Source organism: Streptomyces incarnatus, from assembly GCF_001027185.1.
In the GTDB taxonomy this organism is placed as follows: domain Bacteria; phylum Actinomycetota; class Actinomycetes; order Streptomycetales; family Streptomycetaceae; genus Streptomyces; species Streptomyces puniciscabiei.
This window is the reverse complement of the sequence record NZ_CP011497.1, coordinates 6,850,312-6,864,669: the sequence shown is the minus strand read 5'-3', so window position 1 is coordinate 6,864,669 and position 14,358 is coordinate 6,850,312. Positions and strand designations below refer to the sequence as shown.

Sequence of the window (14,358 nt, the reverse complement as noted above, 5' to 3'; positions counted from 1 at the left end):
CACAGGCTGGTTCACAGGCGTTCGAAGGAGCGGCGCAGCTCCCAGTCGGTGACGGCGGCGTCGAAGGCCTCCAGCTCGACGCGCGCCATGTTGCGGTAGTGGGCCACGACCTCGTCGCCGAAGGCCGCCTTGGCGATGGGGCTGTTCTCCCAGAGTTCGGCGGCCTCGCGCAGGGTGGTCGGCACGTGCTCGAAGCCCGCGGTGTAGGCGTTGCCGGGGCAGGGTTCGGGCAGTTCGAGTTTCCGCTCGATGCCGTACAGGCCCGCCGCGACCAGACCGGCGACGGCGAGGTACGGGTTGACGTCACCGCCGGGGAGGCGGTTCTCGAAGCGCAGCGAGCGGCCGTGGCCGACCACGCGCAGCGCGCAGGTGCGGTTGTCGTGGCCCCAGGCGACGGCGGTGGGCGCGAAGGAGCCCGGCTGGAACCGCTTGTAGGAGTTGATGTTCGGGGCGTAGAGCAGCGAGAAGTCCCGGAGCGCGGCGAGCTGTCCGGCGAGGAAGTGCTTCATGACGTCGGACATTCCGTCGCCGTCGGCCATCGCGTTGTCGCCGTCGGCGTCGGCGAGCGAGAGGTGGATGTGACAGGAGTTGCCCTCGCGCTCGTTGTACTTGGCCATGAAGGTGATCGAGACGCCCTCCTGGGCGGCGATCTCCTTGGCGCCGGTCTTGTACAGCGCGTGCTGGTCGCAGGTGACGAGGGCCTCGTCGTAGCGGAAGGCGATCTCGTGCTGGCCGGGGTTGCACTCGCCCTTGGCGGACTCGACGGTGAGGCCGGCGCCGGCCATGTCGTTGCGCAGGCGGCGCAGCAGGGGTTCGATGCGGCCGGTGCCGAGGATGGAGTAGTCGATGTTGTACTGGTTGGCCGGGGTCAGGCCCCGGTAGCCCGCGTCCCAGGCCGCCTCGTAGCTGTCCTTGAAGACGATGAACTCCAGCTCGGTGCCGACCTGGGCGGTGTAGCCGAGCTCGGCGAGCCGCTGCAGCTGGCGGCGCAGGATCTGGCGGGGTGCGGCGGGGACCGGGGAGCCGTCGTTCCAGGCGAGGTCGGCGACGAGCAGGGCGGTGCCGGGGTGCCAGGGGATGCGGCGCAGGGTGGCGAGGTCGGGGTGCATGGCGAAGTCGCCGTAGCCGCGGTCCCAGGAGGACATCGCGTAGCCGTCGACGGTGTTCATCTCGGTGTCGACGGCGAGGAGGTAGTTGCAGCCCTCGGTGCCGTGCCGCAGGACCTCGTCGAGGAAGAAGCGGGCGGCGAACCGCTTGCCCTGCAGCCGCCCTTGCATGTCGGGGAAGGCCAGGACGACAGTGTCGATCTCACCGCTCGCGACGAGGGCGTGCAGTTCCTCGACGCTGAGCGGGGGTGTGCGGTCTGCCACGGGAGAGCCTCCTTCGGCGCCTGAAGCGCTTTTTCGGCCGGGCCGGGAGCCATAAGGTATTGCTCAGAACCATTGCTTGGGAAGGGGGTACGGCGGATGTCGCGGGAGACGGAGTGGTCCGGGGCCCGGGTGCCGGGAGTCGACCAGCTCGCTCCGGTGCTGCGGCCGGTGCGGGCGGGCAACGGCTTCGAGGAGGCGCTGGAGCAGATCCTCCAGGTCGTGCGGCTGGGGCTGGTGCCGGGCGGCGAGCGGCTGCCGGCCGAGCGGGAGCTGGCGGAGCGGCTCGGGATCAGCCGGGTGACGCTGCGCGAGGTGCTGAAGGTGCTCCAGGACCAGGGGCTGGTGGAGGCGCGGCGCGGCCGCTATGGCGGAACGTTCGTCCTGCCGCGCGCGGACGCCGGCGGCGAGGACGAGCTGCGGCGGCGGATCGCCGAGGTCGACATCGAGGACGTGCTGCGGTTCCGCGAGGTGCTGGAGGTGGGCGCGGCCGGGCTGTGCGCGGTGCACGGGCTCGACGACGAGCAGGCGGACCGGCTGCGCGAGGCGCTGGCCCGCACCCACGACGCCCCCCTGTCGGACTACCGCCGCCTGGACACCCTGCTGCACCTGACCCTCGCCGAGCTGTGCGGCTCGCCCTCCCTGACCGCGCAGTACGCGGCGGTCCGGGCCACGGTGAACGACCTGCTGGACTGCATCCCGCTGCTGGTGCGCAACCTGGAGCACTCGCAGCGCCAGCACACCGCGCTGGTCGAGGCGGTGCTGGACGGGGACGCGGACGGCGCGCGGGAGATGATGCGGGAGCACTGCGCGGGTACGGCGGCACTGCTGCGGGGCTTCCTGGCGTGAGCCGGTTCTGGAAAGGTATGACTGCGAACCTTTGGCGAGTGTGAACTGTCGGCGAAGGCGAACCGCCGGCGCATGTGAACCGCCGGCGAGTGGACCTTCGGCTTCCGGGGAGGGCGGCATGACCGTACGACCGCTGATCGGCCTCAGCACCTATCTGGAGTCCGGCGCGCGCTGGGGCGTGTGGGAGCTGGACGCGGCGCTGCTGCCGGCCGGCTATCCGCGGCTGGTGCAGCGGGCAGGGGGGCTGGCCGCGATGCTGCCGCCGGACGCACCCGAGCGCGCGGCGGCGACGCTGGCCCGGCTGGACGGGCTGGTGATCGCCGGCGGTCCGGACGTGGACCCGGCCCGGTACGGCGCCGAGCGCGAGCCCCGTACCGGTCCGCCGGCCCCGGCCCGCGACGCCTGGGAACTGGCCCTGATCGAGGCCGCGTTGGAGGCCGGAATGCCGGTGCTGGGCATCTGCCGGGGCATGCAGCTGCTGAACGTGGCGCTCGGCGGGACGCTGGTCCAGCACCTGGAGGGGCACGCGGAGGTGGTCGGCGTCTTCGGCGGCCACCCGGTCAAGCCGGTACCGGGGAGCCTGTACGCCGGGATCGTCCCGGAGGAGACGACCGTGCCCACCTACCACCATCAGGCCGTGGACCGGCTCGGCGCGGGCCTGGTGCCGTCGGCCCACGCGGCGGACGGCACGGTGGAGGCGGTCGAACTGCCCGCGGACCGCGGCTGGGCGCTGGGCGTGCAGTGGCACCCCGAGATGGGCGAGGACCTGAGGGTGATGTCGGCCCTGGTCACAGCCGCCACGCGGGGCACGGGCGGGCGGGCGTAGCGCCGGGTCCGGACAGCCGGGGCCAGTACTCGGCCCGGACAGCCGTGGTCAGTTTCTGGCCCGGACAGCCGGGGTCAGTTTCTGGCCCGGACAGCCGGAGTCAGTTTCTGGCCCGTCAGTTCCTGGCCCCGACAGCCGTGGGCAGTACCCGGCCGGGCGTCGTAGCCGGTGTCCGGCCGGGCTGCCGTGCGGTGCCGGATGTGGTCACAGCCGCTTTCTGAGCCACTCCAGCGCGGCGTCGCCCTGGGCACGCTGGAAGGGGCGCAGGGTGGGCAGGCCCGGTGGTGCCGGGTTCAGGGAGCTGCGCAGGAAGTAGCCGCTGAGGCCCGCCAGCGCGGCGGTCACGGCGTCCCGGTCGGCGTCCCGGCCCAGCGGGTGCGCGCTGAACACCTCCTCCGGATCGGGCCCGCCCTGGGCCCGCACGCACGGCAGCATGACGAGCAGGTCGAACCAGGGCGCGGCGCGCAGGGCGTGCGGCCAGTCCACGAAGGCGACGCCCCCGTCGGCCGTGAGCAGCACGTTGTCCGCGCGCAGGTCGGCATGGGCCAGGGTGTCCCCCGAGGCGCCCGCCGCCCAGCCGGCCTCCAGCGCGGCGAGGTCGGGCAGATGCTCGGCGGTCCAGGCACCGAGCCGCTCCCGCACGTCACCGGCCTCGCCGTCGAGCAGCCGGCGCCACCCGTCGAAGGTGTCCGCCAGTTCCTCGGCGACGGGCGGTACGTCGATGGGACACGGTGTGCCGGTGCGGCCGAGCACGGTCACCGCGTCGAGCACCCGGCGCAACTCGTCCGGCCGCCAGGGCACCTGCGGCTGGTGGCCTGCCACCTCCTCGAAGACCAGCGCCACCCAGGTGCCGTCGTCGTACGTCCCGAGCAGCCGCGGCGCGGGTACGGCGGCCGGGAGCGCGGCGGCGATCCGGGCCTCCCTGCGGTGCAGGCCGGGGCTGTGCGGGTTGGCCGCGGCGCTCACCGCCTTGACGAACCCGGTGCCGCCCGCCGCGGTCCGCACCCGTGCGGCCACGCCCGGCGAGAAACCGCCGGGCTGCGTCCGCGACCGTACGACCGGCGCGCCGAGCACCTCGCCCACGGCGTCCCGGACGGCGGCGGGGAGCTCTTCCCAGGGGGCGCGGACGCCTGCGGCGGGCGGGGCGGTGATGGTCATGCCAAGCATGGTGCCGGGTCGCTGCGCGGCCTGGCCAAGGATTTTCGGTGCGGGTCCGTTGTGGCGGCGGGCGGGTGAGCGCCGTAGGGGGTGCGGATCGCTGCCGGGTGCGGGTCCGTGGTGGGCTGGTCGCGCCCACGCGGCGGAGCCGCATATCGACACAGCCCCGCGCCCCTTATCGGGGCGCTGCACTGCCGGCGCCTTCGAGGCGCCGCCGCCGCTGCGGGCAGTCGTGCCGCTGGGGCGGCACGGGTGGGCGCAGCGGCACCCCGCAAGCGCGGGCAAGCGACACCCACCCCCGCCCAGCTCCAGCCGGGCTGCACCACGAAGCGGCCCCGTCATCCCCGTGTCAGCGACAGCAGTTCCCGTGCCGGGCCCGTCGGGCGGTGGCCCGTCGGCCAGACCGCGCGCAGGTCCCGGCGCAGGGACACACCCTCGACCGGGATGCTGACCAGGCGCCGCATGGCCAGCTCCTCCCCCACCGCCAGTTCGCTGAGGACGGAGGGGCCCGCGCCACTGACTGCGGATGCCTTGACCGCCGTGGTGGAGGACAGTTCGATCAGGGGCCGGGCGAGCCCGCCGAGCGCCGCGTCCAGGACCTGCCGGGTGCCGGAACCGCGCTCGCGCAGGATCAGCGGGGTGCCCGCCAGCTCCTCCGCCGTCACGGGACGCCTGCGGCGGGCCCAGGGATGGCCGGGCGCGGTGACGACGATCAGGCGGTCGCGGGCGATGACGGCGGAGTCCAGCCCCGTCGGTATCGACAGCCCCTCCACGAACCCGAGGTCCGCCTCCCCGCCCAGCAGCAGTTCCGCGACCTTCGCCGAGTTGCCGGCGAGGAGGGACACCGCCGTGTCGGGGCGCTCGGCGTGCAGCGCGAGGAGCCAGCCCGGCAGCAGGTACTCGGCGATGGTCATGCTCGCCGCGACCCTGAGGCGCGAGTCCCGGCGGTCCCGCAGCGCCCGCGCGCCCGCGTCGAAGGCCGCCGCGGCCTCGACCACGCGGCGGGCCCAGTCCGTCACCAGGGCGCCCGCGTCCGTGAGCCGGGAGCCGCGCGGCGAGCGGTCGACGAGGGCCACACCCAGCTGCCGTTCCATGGAGCGGATCCGGCTGCTGGCGGCGGGCTGGGTGATACCGACCTCGCGCGCCGCCGCACCGAGGCTGCCCAGCCGCGCCACCGCCAGCAGCAGTTCCAGCGCGGCCAGGTCCGGCACCCGGTGCGCCAGTGACGTCGTGCGCTCGGGTTCCGTGCCCTCGCGGCCCTCTCGCTGTCCCTTCACCTCACTCATAAACACAGCTTATGCCCTGATAGAAAGGAACTCCCTGGTCGGTGGCGGACGCCGGCGGGACCGTGGGGACCATGGTCACCGCAGCCCAGCCCTTGCCCGCCCCTTCCCTTCCCCGCGCCGCCCGGGTCCGTCACCTGGGCCCCAACTGGTACGCCGCCGTCATGGGCACCGCCATCCTCGGCTCGGCCGGCGTCGCGCTGCCCGCGCACGCGGCGGGCCTGCGCGCCGTCTTCGCCGGAGCCTGGGCGGCGTCCCTGCTCCTGCTGGTGGCCCTGCTCGCGGCCCGGGCCCTGCACTGGGCCCACCACCGCGACCGGGCCCGCGCGGATCTCCTGGACCCCGCCGTGGCCCCGTTCTACGGGTGTCTGTCGATGGCCCTGCTGGCGGTCGGCGGCGGTGCCCTGACGGCCGGGAAGGACCTGATCGGCCCGGGCACGGCCGTCGTCCTGGACGCCGTGCTGTTCACCGCCGGTACGGCGGTCGGGCTCGCGGCCGCCGTGGCCGTGCCGTACCTGATGGCCGTACGGCATCGTGCCCAGCCCGCGCAGGCGACGCCCGCCTGGCTGCTGCCGCTGGTGGCGCCGATGGTGTCGGCCGCGCTCGGCCCGCTGCTGGTACCGCATCTGCCCGCGGGCCAGCCCCGCGAGACCCTGCTGCTGGCCTGTCTCGCGCTGTTCGGGCTGAGCCTGCTCGCGACGCTGCTGATGCTCTCGCTGGTCTTCGCCCGGCTGGTCTCGGGCCCGCTGCCGCTCGCGCTCACCCCGACGCTGTTCCTGGTCCTGGGTCCGCTCGGCCAGTCCACCACCGCGGTCGCCAAGATCGGGGACGCGGCTCCAGGGGTGGTACCGGCCGCGGACGCCCGTGGCCTCGCCGTCCTCGCCGTCCTTTACGGGGTGCCGGTCATGGGGTTCGCGCTGCTCTGGCTGGCCCTGGCGATCGCGCACGTGGTGCGGGCCCGCCGGCAGGGCATGCGGTTCGCGATGAGCTGGTGGGCGTTCACCTTCCCGGTGGGCACCTGTGTCACCGGCGCCATGGCGCTCGCCCGCCACACCGGCCTGGCGGTCTACGACGCGCTGGCCGTCGGCCTGTACGCCCTGCTCGCCGCCGCCTGGGCGGTGGCCGCCGCCGGCACCGTACGGGGTCTGCTCAGCGGCGAGCTGCTCGCAGCGCCTCGGCGAGCACCCGTGGCGCCTCGGCCAGTGACGGGCCGTACCAGGTCAGGTGCCGCCCGCTGACCAGGGCGCAGGCCAGGCCGGGGAAGGCCTCCGGGCCGTCGTCGGCGGTGAAGCGGTAGGGCTCGTCGGGCAGCACCACCAGGTCCGGGGCCGCTGCCCGCAGCTCGTCCAGGGGAATGCGGGGGTAGCGGTCGGGGTGACCGGCGTACAGGTGGTCGACGCCGAGCCGGGCCAGCACATCGCCGGCGAACGTGTCCCGCCCGAGGACCATCCAGGGCCGCCGCCAGACCGGTACGACCGCGGTCCCGCGCTCGGCCGGCTCCGGCAGCCCCGCCCAGGCCGCCTCCGCATCCTCGAGCCAGCGGGGCCGCCCCGGCGCACCGCACGCGCCGAGCACCCGCGCCAGCTCGGCGAAGGCCTGCGGAACGCTGCGCACCTCGGTGACCAGCACGTCACGGCCCGCGGCGCGCAGAGCCCCGAGGTCGGGGGCGCGGTTCTCCTCCTCGTTGGCGATCACCAGGTCGGGGGCGAGGGCGAGGATCCGGTCGAGGTCGGGGTTCTTCGTCCCGCCGGTCCGGGTGACGTCCAGGCCGGCCGGACGGCTGCACCAGTCCGTGGCGCCGACCAGCACCCCGGGCAGCGTCAGCGCCACCGCCTCGGTGAGGGACGGGACCAGGGAGACGACGCGCACTACCGCGACCGGTCCTGCACGGCCTCGATGTGTTCGGCCACCGCCACCACGATCACCCGCGTGTCCGGCACGGTCGCCCGCCACCGGTGCCGCACCCCACCGGTCAGGTACAGGGTGTCGCCCCGTCCGAGGCGATAGGCGCGCCCCTCCGCCTCGATCTCCACCGCGCCGTCGGCGACGTACATCAGCTCGTCGTTGCGGTGCTGGAACTCCCGGCCGGCGTCGTGGTCGCCGGTGAACTCGGAGGCGTGCAGCTGGTGGTGGCCGCGTACCAGGGAGCGGGTCCGGGGCTGGAAGTCGCCCTCGGCGACCGGGTCGGCGCGGACGACGTCCACGCTGGCCGCCGGGTCGGCGGCGGCGAGGAGTTCGACGGCCGTGGTGCGCAGGGCGTCGGCGAGCTTCTCCAGCGAGGTGCGGCTGGGGCGGGCCCGGTCGTTCTCGACCTGGCTGAGGAAGGGCACCGACAGGCCGCTGCGCTCGGCCACGACGGCGAGGGTCAGTTCCAGGGCACGGCGGCGCCGCCGGACGGCCGCGCCCACCCGCACGGGCTGTTCTTTGTGGTCGCCCATCGCTCCGGCTCCCTCCCTCGCTCGTCGTGCCGCTCTCCGGGTGCCCGCGTCGCGGCACACCTCTTCTGATGACTTCTCTGCACCCTACGCATGTTCGGCAAACCGTTTCACGCGGCTGTCACATCCCCGTCATGCCGCCGGGCCCGCACCCTCACGGTTCGCGCCAGTGGGAGGGGGCCCCGGGCCGGTCGTGGGCGGGGTCGCGGCCGCGGGTGAATATGCCGACCAGCAGGGCGGGGGCCCCGGGTGTGGGCCAAGGCTCGTCACGGACCGTGGTTGGCCGGATCCTTGCCGTGCCCGGTGCAGCGGGCCTCATGTACGCGGTGATACCGCCAAGGGCGGGCCGCGCCGGACGCTCGTCGATCACGGCGGCGGTGGTGCCGTCGGCGCGCAGCTCCTTCCGGTCCGCGCCCTGCCGCAGGCGTTCCACCGCTCGGTCCGGTCGTCCGCCGAACACCTTGAACAGGTGCCCGGCCTGAGATGGTCAAACTTTTAAGTGACTCACCGCACAGCGCGGCTACGATGCCCGCCTACCGCAGTTGAGGGGGCAACCGTGGAACGACCCGACGACAGGGTCCCGTCCGCTTTCCGATTCGCCACGGAGCTCGTCGCCTGGGTGGCGACGCCCTGGGCCCTGGCCGGGTACTCCTGGCCACTGGCCGTGCTGTCGCTGGTGGTGCTCATCGGTGTGCCGACGGTCTTCGCCACTCCGGGCGACAAGGCCAAGGTGATCCTGCCCGTCCCCGGCTGGGTCACCATCCTGTTCGTGCTGCTGCAGCTGGTCGCCGCGGTGGTGTCGGCGTGGTGGCTGTGGCCGGCCTGGGCCGCCGTGCCCGCGACCCTGCTGGCCTGCGCGGCGCTCGTCCTGGAGCAGCCGCGCTGGAGGTGGCTGCTGTCGCTGACCGGGTGACCGTCGGTGCCGGGTGACTGTCAGTGCCGTACGGCATGATGCGAGCGTGACCGGACGACTCATGCTGCTCGACACCGCATCGCTGTACTTCCGCGCCTACTTCGGCGTCCCGGACTCCGTGAAGGCGCCGGACGGCACGCCCGTGAACGCCGTGCGCGGGCTGCTGGACTTCATCGACCGGCTGGTCAGGGACCACCGGCCACAGGAGCTGGTGGCCTGCATGGACGCGGACTGGCGGCCGCAGTGGCGGGTGGACCTGATCCCCACCTACAAGGCGCACCGGGTCGCCGAGGAACACGAGGACGCACCGGACGTGGAGGAGGTGCCGGACACCCTCTCCCCGCAGGTGCCGGTCATCGAGGAGGTGCTGGACGCGCTCGGCATCGCCCGGGTCGGCGTCGCGGGGTACGAGGCGGACGACGTGATCGGCACGTTCACCGCGCGCGCCCGGGGCCCGGTGGACATCGTCACCGGCGACCGGGACCTGTACCAGCTGGTGGACGACGCGCGCGGGATCCGGGTGCTGTATCCGCTGAAGGGCGTCGGCACCCTGCAGCTGACCGACGAGGCGGTGCTGCGCGCGAAGTATGGCGTCGACGGGCGGGGGTACGCGGATCTGGCGCTGCTGCGCGGCGACCCGAGCGACGGCCTGCCGGGCGTGGCCGGGATCGGCGAGAAGACGGCCGCCAAGCTGCTCGCCGAGTTCGGCGACCTGGCCGGGATCATGGCGGCGGTCGACGACCCGCGGGCCAGGCTCACGCCGTCGCAGCGCAAGCGGCTCACCGAGGCCCAGCCGTATGTCGCGGTCGCGCCCAAGGTGGTGCGGGTGGCGGACGACGTGCCGCTGCCGGACGTCGACACGGCCCTGCCGCACGCGCCGCGTGACCCGGCGGCCCTGGAGGCGCTGGCCGGGCGATGGGGGCTCGGCGGGTCCCTGCAGCGGCTGCTGACCACGCTCGCCGAGCGTCCCGTGTGACCTCGACCGGAATATTCCGGCAAAGGGCTCTCAGCCGCCGCTCGGGAAAGGGGTGTTCCAGGGAAGCGAGATGCTAACTTAGGTAAACCTAACCATCCTGCTGGAGGTCGTGATGGCAGAGCGTCCGGTACGAAAGCCGCGCAAGACCCGCACCGCCCATGTGGTCCGCACCGAGCGGCTGACCCCGCACATGCAGCGCGTGGTGCTCGGCGGCGGGGGTCTGGCCGACTTCGCGGCGGACACCTGCACCGACCACTATGTGAAGCTGCTCTTCAGCCCCGACGGCGTGACCTACCCGGAACCCTTCGACCTGGAGCGGATCCGCGCGGAGTTCCCGCAGGAGCAGTGGCCGGTCACCCGCACCTACACCGTGCGCGCCTGGAATGCCGAACACCGCGAGCTGACCCTGGACTTCGTCGTCCACGGCGACGAGGGCCTGGCCGGCCCGTGGGCCACCCGTGTGCGGCCGGGCGAGACCGTGCGCTTCATGGGTCCCGGCGGCGCCTACGCCCCCGACCCCGCGGCCGACTGGCATCTGCTCGCCGGTGACGAGAGCGCGCTGCCCGCGATCGCACGGTCCCTGGAGGCGCTGCCCGCCGGCGCCCGCGCCCATGCCTTCGTGGAGGTGTCCGGCCCCGAGGAGGAGCAGAAGATCGACTCCGATGTGCGGGTGGTCTGGCTGCACCGCGGGGACCGGCCGGTCGGCCAGGCCCTGCTGGAGGCCGTACGCACGCTGGAATTCCCCGAGGGCCGGGTGCACGCGTTCGTGCACGGCGAGGCGGGCTTCGTGAAGGAGCTGCGCCGGCTGCTGCGGGTCGAGCGGGACATCCCGCGCGAGGACCTGTCGATCTCCGGCTACTGGCGCCTGGGGCACAACGAGGACGGCTGGCAGGCCTCCAAGCGGGAGTGGAACGCCCGTATCGAGGCCGAGCAGGAGAGCGGCGCGGCTGCGGCCTGAGCGCGGCCCGCTCAGCTCTCGTTGATCTTCCCGAACGGGATGTGCACGCTCGGTGTGGTCCGGGACGTGCTCCGCAGGTGTGTCACCTGGTCGTCGAAGAAGATGTGGGGCCTGAGCACCTTCATGACCGCGCCCTTCTCGATGCCCCCGAGGAAGAACGCGCCGTTGACCGTCACGCCCCACTGCTTCAGGCTCCGCACGGCCCTCTCGTGGGCCGGCGCGGCGCGCGCGGTCACGATGGAGACGTGGACCCGGCTCGGGTAGTCCGGGTCGGTCCTGCGCCGCGCCTCCTCCCGGCGCTGTATCCGGTTCACCCCGGCGAGGAAGTCCCGCAGCGGTCCCGGGTCGTGCGGGGTCGCCGCGTTGCGGGTCTCGTGCGCGCGGAACTCCTCCAGGCCGCCGGACTGGTACACCTGCTCGGCGGCGTCACTGGCGAGCACCCCGTCGAAGTCGAAGGCGATCCGCAGTTCCCGGTCGTCCGGGTCGTCCGCGTACGACGATCCGAGCACATGCCCGGCCGGCAGTCCGGCCGCCACCGCCCCGCGCACGTCGTCGCCGTCGGCGGACAGGAACAGGGACATGTTCAGCGCGGTCATGAACGCGTACGGCGCCCGGCCCTGCATGAACACCGCCCGGCTGACCGGCAGTTCATGGGCCTCGATCGACCGCATGACCCTGAGGCCCGTGTCCGGGTCGTTGCGGGAGAGGATGATGACCTCGACGAGCGGGTCTCCCGGCTCGCCGAGGTCGTTCAGCGACAGCAGCCTGCGGATGAACGCGAACGCGACCCCGGGCCGGAGCGTGTCGTCCACGTGCTGCTCCTGGTAGGCCCGGTAGGCCTCCTCGCCCTGCTCGCGGAAGACCGCGTCCGACTCCCGCAGGTCGAACAGGGCGCTGGAGGCGACACCGACGACGAGCCGGTTCGCGAGGTCGTAGGGCGGCATGCCCTACATCATCACACCGACCGCTGGTACGAGCGGAAGGTGCGGATCGACAGCCACACCGCCGCGACCGCCAGCGCCAGCAGCGCCCCGCCGCGGCCCAGGACGTCACCCCAGTCGGGATGCTCGGACAGCGCGGAACGGCCCGCCACCATGGCCCAGTCGAGCGGGTTGAAGTCGGCGATGTGCCGTATCCAGCCGGGCATCTGCGAGGGTGCCATGAAGGCGCTGGAGAGGAACGTCAGCGGCAGCAGCAGGAACGTGTTGATGCCGATGATCGACTCGCGTTCGCGCACGAGCATGCCGAGCGCGTTGGACAGCGCCCCGAAGACCGTGCCGAGCAGCACGGCAGCCAGCACGAGAATCGCGACGCCGCCGACACCGCCGGGGTAGTGCGCGCCGCCGAGCAGGCCGAGCAGCACGATGACCAGCGACTGGAACGCCGTCACCAGGCCGTTGTTGACGACGTTGCCGTTCATCAGCGCGGCCCGGCTGACCGGGGTGGTCAGGAAGCGGTCGAGCGTGCCGCGCTGGATCTCCTCCAAGGTGGCCATCCCGGCCCACATGTTGGAGCTGAGCGCGCTCATCACCACCACGCCCGGCACCAGGTAGTCCAGGTAGGAGGTGGTGCCGAAGCCGCCCAGCTGGACGATCTTCTTGAAGAGGCTGCCGAACAGGAACAGCCAGATCACCGGCTGGATCAGGGTGATGGCCGCGTAGGCGGGCTGCCGGGCGAACACCCGGAGCTGACGCTGCGTCATGTACCAGGTCTGGGTGAGGGCGGCGCTCATCGCACACCTCCGGCGAGTACGGCCCCGGTCTCGGCCTCCGCCTCCGCGTACCGGCGGCCCGCGTGGCGCAGATAGACGTCGTCCAGCGAGGGCCGGGCGACGGTGGCCGAGGAGACGGTGACCCCGGCCCGGTCCAGCGCGGCGAGCAGGGCGGGCACACTGGCCGCCCCGTCGTCGGCGCGGACGCTGATGCGGCGCCCCTCGCACAGCGCCTCGTGCACCCCGGGCAGCGCGGTCAGGGCGCCGGTGAGCAGCGTGCGGCCGGCCTCGCCGACCGGCTCGCTCAGCTCCAGGTGGACGGCGTCGCCGCGCAGTTCGCCCTTGAGGGCGTCCGGGGTGCCCTCGACCACGATCCGGCCGCGGTCGACGATCGCGATGCGCTCGGCGAGCCGGTCGGCCTCCTCCAGATAATGCGTGGTGAGCAGGATGGTCAGGCCCTCCTCACCGGCCAGCCGGCCGATCTCGTCCCACATCGCGGTGCGCGCCTCCGGGTCGAGGCCGGTGGTCGGCTCGTCCAGGAAGAGCACCTCGGGCCGGTGCACCAGCCCGAGGGCGACGTCCAGGCGGCGCCGCATGCCGCCCGAGTAGCCCTTGACGGGCCGGCGGGCGGCGTCGGCCAGGGCGAACCGCTCCAGCAGCTCGTCCACCCGCCGGTTCAGGGCCGTACCGGTCAACCCGTAGAGCCGGCCCTGGAGGTGCAGGTTCTCCCGGCCGGTCGCGACGGGGTCGGCGCCGGACTGCTGGGCGACCACGCCGATCGCGCGGCGCACCCGGTCGGGGTGGCGCAGCACGTCGTGCCCGGCGACGGTGGCGGTGCCGGAGTCGGGGCGGGCCAGGGTGGTGAGGATCTTGACGGTGGTGGACTTGCCGGCGCCGTTGGGGCCGAGGAGTCCGAAGACGGTGCCCGGTGCCACGGTGATGTCCATACCGCTCAGGGCGGTGACGTCACCGGGATAGGTCTTGACGAGCCGGCGCGCCTCCACGGCGGGCGCACGGGTGTTCATGACGACTGCTCTCCTGCGTGTGTGAGGGATGGAAGATCCACGTGAAGAGCGCCGGGCTATCCTGGGTGTGCCGCACCTCGATGGCCCGGAGCCGCCGCACGGCGGATCCGTTTCGGGGTTCGAGACCCCGGCGGAGCTGCTGCAACAGCCCCGCCGGGGTCGTGTCCTGGGTCAGCTGTGTCAGGTGGACGCGGTGAACTCCGGTGGCAGCTCCCCGGTCTCGTGGAAGTGCCGCCAGCCGTCGACGCCCGGCAGTGTGCCCTCCTCGATCTCCGTCAGGAAGCCGCGGACCCACTCGGCCTGCGCCGCGGTCATGTGCAGCTGGTACTCGGTCTCGACGAGGAAGAGCCGGGGCAGCGTCTCGGACAGCTTCTCCAGCGCTCCCCGCCCGCTCGCCACCTGGACCTCCAGCGCACTGAGCCGCTCCCGAAGGAGCCGCACCACCTCGTCCGGGTGCAGCGCGCCCATGAGCGACAGGGCGGTTTCGAAGATCGGGTACTCCTTCACCGGGACGGCGACGAGGTCCGACAGCCACTCGGTCAGCTCCTCGCGCCCGGCGTCGGTCAGCCCGTACACCGTGCGCTCGGGGCGGTTCCCCTGCCGCTCGACGTCGGTCACCTCGACGAAGCCGTGCTTCTCGAGGTTCTGCACGACCGTGTAGAGCGAGCCGTAGTTGATCTTCGTGCTGGTGTCCTTGCCCTGGCGGCGCAGGGTCTGGGCGATCTCGTACGGATGCATGGGTTTCTGCCAGAGGGTCGCCATCACCGCGAGCGCCAGCGGGTTGCCGAGCTTGCGGCGCTTCATGGCCATGGCATCACCTCGCTTCCGAATATCCGCACACGAACATATCGCGTTCG

15 protein-coding genes and 1 pseudogene are annotated in these 14,358 nt (G+C 73.2%); 6 read left to right on the top strand and 10 right to left on the bottom strand.

The genetic code is table 11. The features are described from left to right. Positions 1-11: 11 nt before the first annotated feature. Entirely contained in the window at positions 12-1,370 is a 1,359-nt protein-coding gene (locus tag ABB07_RS31085; RefSeq protein ID WP_208901830.1) for a glutamine synthetase family protein, read from the bottom strand. 96 nt (positions 1,371-1,466) lie between these two features. Here ABB07_RS31085 and ABB07_RS31080 point away from each other — a divergent pair, with 96 nt between their 5' ends. Both ABB07_RS31080 and ABB07_RS31075 read left to right on the top strand, forming a co-directional pair. Beyond that, positions 1,467-2,216 (top strand): FadR/GntR family transcriptional regulator, encoded by a 750-nt coding sequence (locus ABB07_RS31080; protein ID WP_208901829.1) that lies wholly within the window; start codon positions 1,467-1,469, stop codon positions 2,214-2,216. 118 nt (positions 2,217-2,334) lie between these two features. Further along, positions 2,335-3,042 (top strand): gamma-glutamyl-gamma-aminobutyrate hydrolase family protein, encoded by a 708-nt coding sequence (locus ABB07_RS31075; protein ID WP_208901828.1) that lies wholly within the window; start codon positions 2,335-2,337, stop codon positions 3,040-3,042. 204 nt (positions 3,043-3,246) lie between these two features. Here ABB07_RS31075 and ABB07_RS31070 read toward each other — a convergent pair whose 3' ends face one another. Together ABB07_RS31070 and ABB07_RS31065 are read right to left on the bottom strand one after the other, a co-directional pair. After that, positions 3,247-4,200 carry a phosphotransferase gene (locus ABB07_RS31070; protein ID WP_208901827.1) on the bottom strand — a complete coding sequence of 318 codons (954 nt, stop codon included), beginning with the start codon at positions 4,198-4,200 and terminating at the stop codon, positions 3,247-3,249. Positions 4,201-4,538: 338 nt separating this feature from the next. After that, positions 4,539-5,486 carry a LysR family transcriptional regulator gene (locus ABB07_RS31065; protein ID WP_208901826.1) on the bottom strand — a complete coding sequence of 316 codons (948 nt, stop codon included), beginning with the start codon at positions 5,484-5,486 and terminating at the stop codon, positions 4,539-4,541. 71 nt (positions 5,487-5,557) lie between these two features. On the opposite strand from ABB07_RS31065, the gene ABB07_RS31060 reads away from it, so the two are divergent. After that, on the top strand, positions 5,558-6,721 hold the full coding sequence (locus ABB07_RS31060; RefSeq protein WP_208901825.1) for a TDT family transporter: 1,164 nt from the start codon (positions 5,558-5,560) through the stop codon (positions 6,719-6,721). Here the strand turns inward: ABB07_RS31060 and ABB07_RS31055 are convergent. The 3 genes and pseudogenes from ABB07_RS31055 to ABB07_RS31045 all read right to left on the bottom strand — a co-directional run. Further along, complete coding sequence (locus ABB07_RS31055; protein ID WP_208901824.1) at positions 6,633-7,352, bottom strand: helical backbone metal receptor; 720 nt, start codon at positions 7,350-7,352, stop codon at positions 6,633-6,635. The two genes, ABB07_RS31060 and ABB07_RS31055, sit on opposite strands and share 89 nt — an antisense overlap. Then, complete coding sequence (locus tag ABB07_RS31050; RefSeq protein ID WP_208901823.1) at positions 7,352-7,921, bottom strand: helix-turn-helix domain-containing protein; 570 nt, start codon at positions 7,919-7,921, stop codon at positions 7,352-7,354. The genes ABB07_RS31055 and ABB07_RS31050 overlap by 1 nt, the downstream gene beginning before the upstream one ends. A gap of 358 nt (positions 7,922-8,279) precedes the next feature. Beyond that, positions 8,280-8,387: pseudogene (locus tag ABB07_RS31045) on the bottom strand (glycine/betaine ABC transporter ATP-binding protein); the annotation flags it as partial. Between the two features lie 87 nt (positions 8,388-8,474). Between ABB07_RS31045 and ABB07_RS31040 the strand changes: the two are divergent. From ABB07_RS31040 to ABB07_RS31030, 3 genes are all read left to right on the top strand, one after another. Next, on the top strand, positions 8,475-8,831 hold the full coding sequence (locus ABB07_RS31040; protein WP_208901822.1) for a hypothetical protein: 357 nt from the start codon (positions 8,475-8,477) through the stop codon (positions 8,829-8,831). A 46-nt stretch (positions 8,832-8,877) separates the two neighbouring features. Further along, positions 8,878-9,807, top strand: a complete 930-nt coding sequence (locus ABB07_RS31035; protein ID WP_208901821.1) for a 5'-3' exonuclease — start codon at positions 8,878-8,880, stop codon at positions 9,805-9,807. Positions 9,808-9,919: 112 nt separating this feature from the next. Further along, entirely contained in the window at positions 9,920-10,765 is an 846-nt protein-coding gene (locus tag ABB07_RS31030) for a siderophore-interacting protein (RefSeq protein WP_208901820.1), read from the top strand. Positions 10,766-10,776: 11 nt separating this feature from the next. Here ABB07_RS31030 and ABB07_RS31025 read toward each other — a convergent pair whose 3' ends face one another. From ABB07_RS31025 to ABB07_RS31010, 4 genes are all read right to left on the bottom strand, one after another. Further along, positions 10,777-11,709, bottom strand: coding sequence for a 5'-nucleotidase (locus tag ABB07_RS31025; protein ID WP_208901819.1), 933 nt, complete (start codon positions 11,707-11,709; stop codon positions 10,777-10,779). Positions 11,710-11,720: 11 nt separating this feature from the next. Then, positions 11,721-12,497: an ABC transporter permease gene (locus ABB07_RS31020; RefSeq protein ID WP_208901818.1), complete on the bottom strand. Its 777-nt coding sequence runs from the start codon at positions 12,495-12,497 to the stop codon at positions 11,721-11,723. Continuing rightward, complete coding sequence (locus ABB07_RS31015; protein ID WP_208901817.1) at positions 12,494-13,501, bottom strand: ATP-binding cassette domain-containing protein; 1,008 nt, start codon at positions 13,499-13,501, stop codon at positions 12,494-12,496. Before ABB07_RS31015 ends, ABB07_RS31020 begins: the two co-directional genes overlap by 4 nt. A gap of 180 nt (positions 13,502-13,681) precedes the next feature. Next, positions 13,682-14,311, bottom strand: a complete 630-nt coding sequence (locus ABB07_RS31010) for a PadR family transcriptional regulator (RefSeq protein WP_208901816.1) — start codon at positions 14,309-14,311, stop codon at positions 13,682-13,684. Positions 14,312-14,358 lie beyond the last annotated feature (47 nt).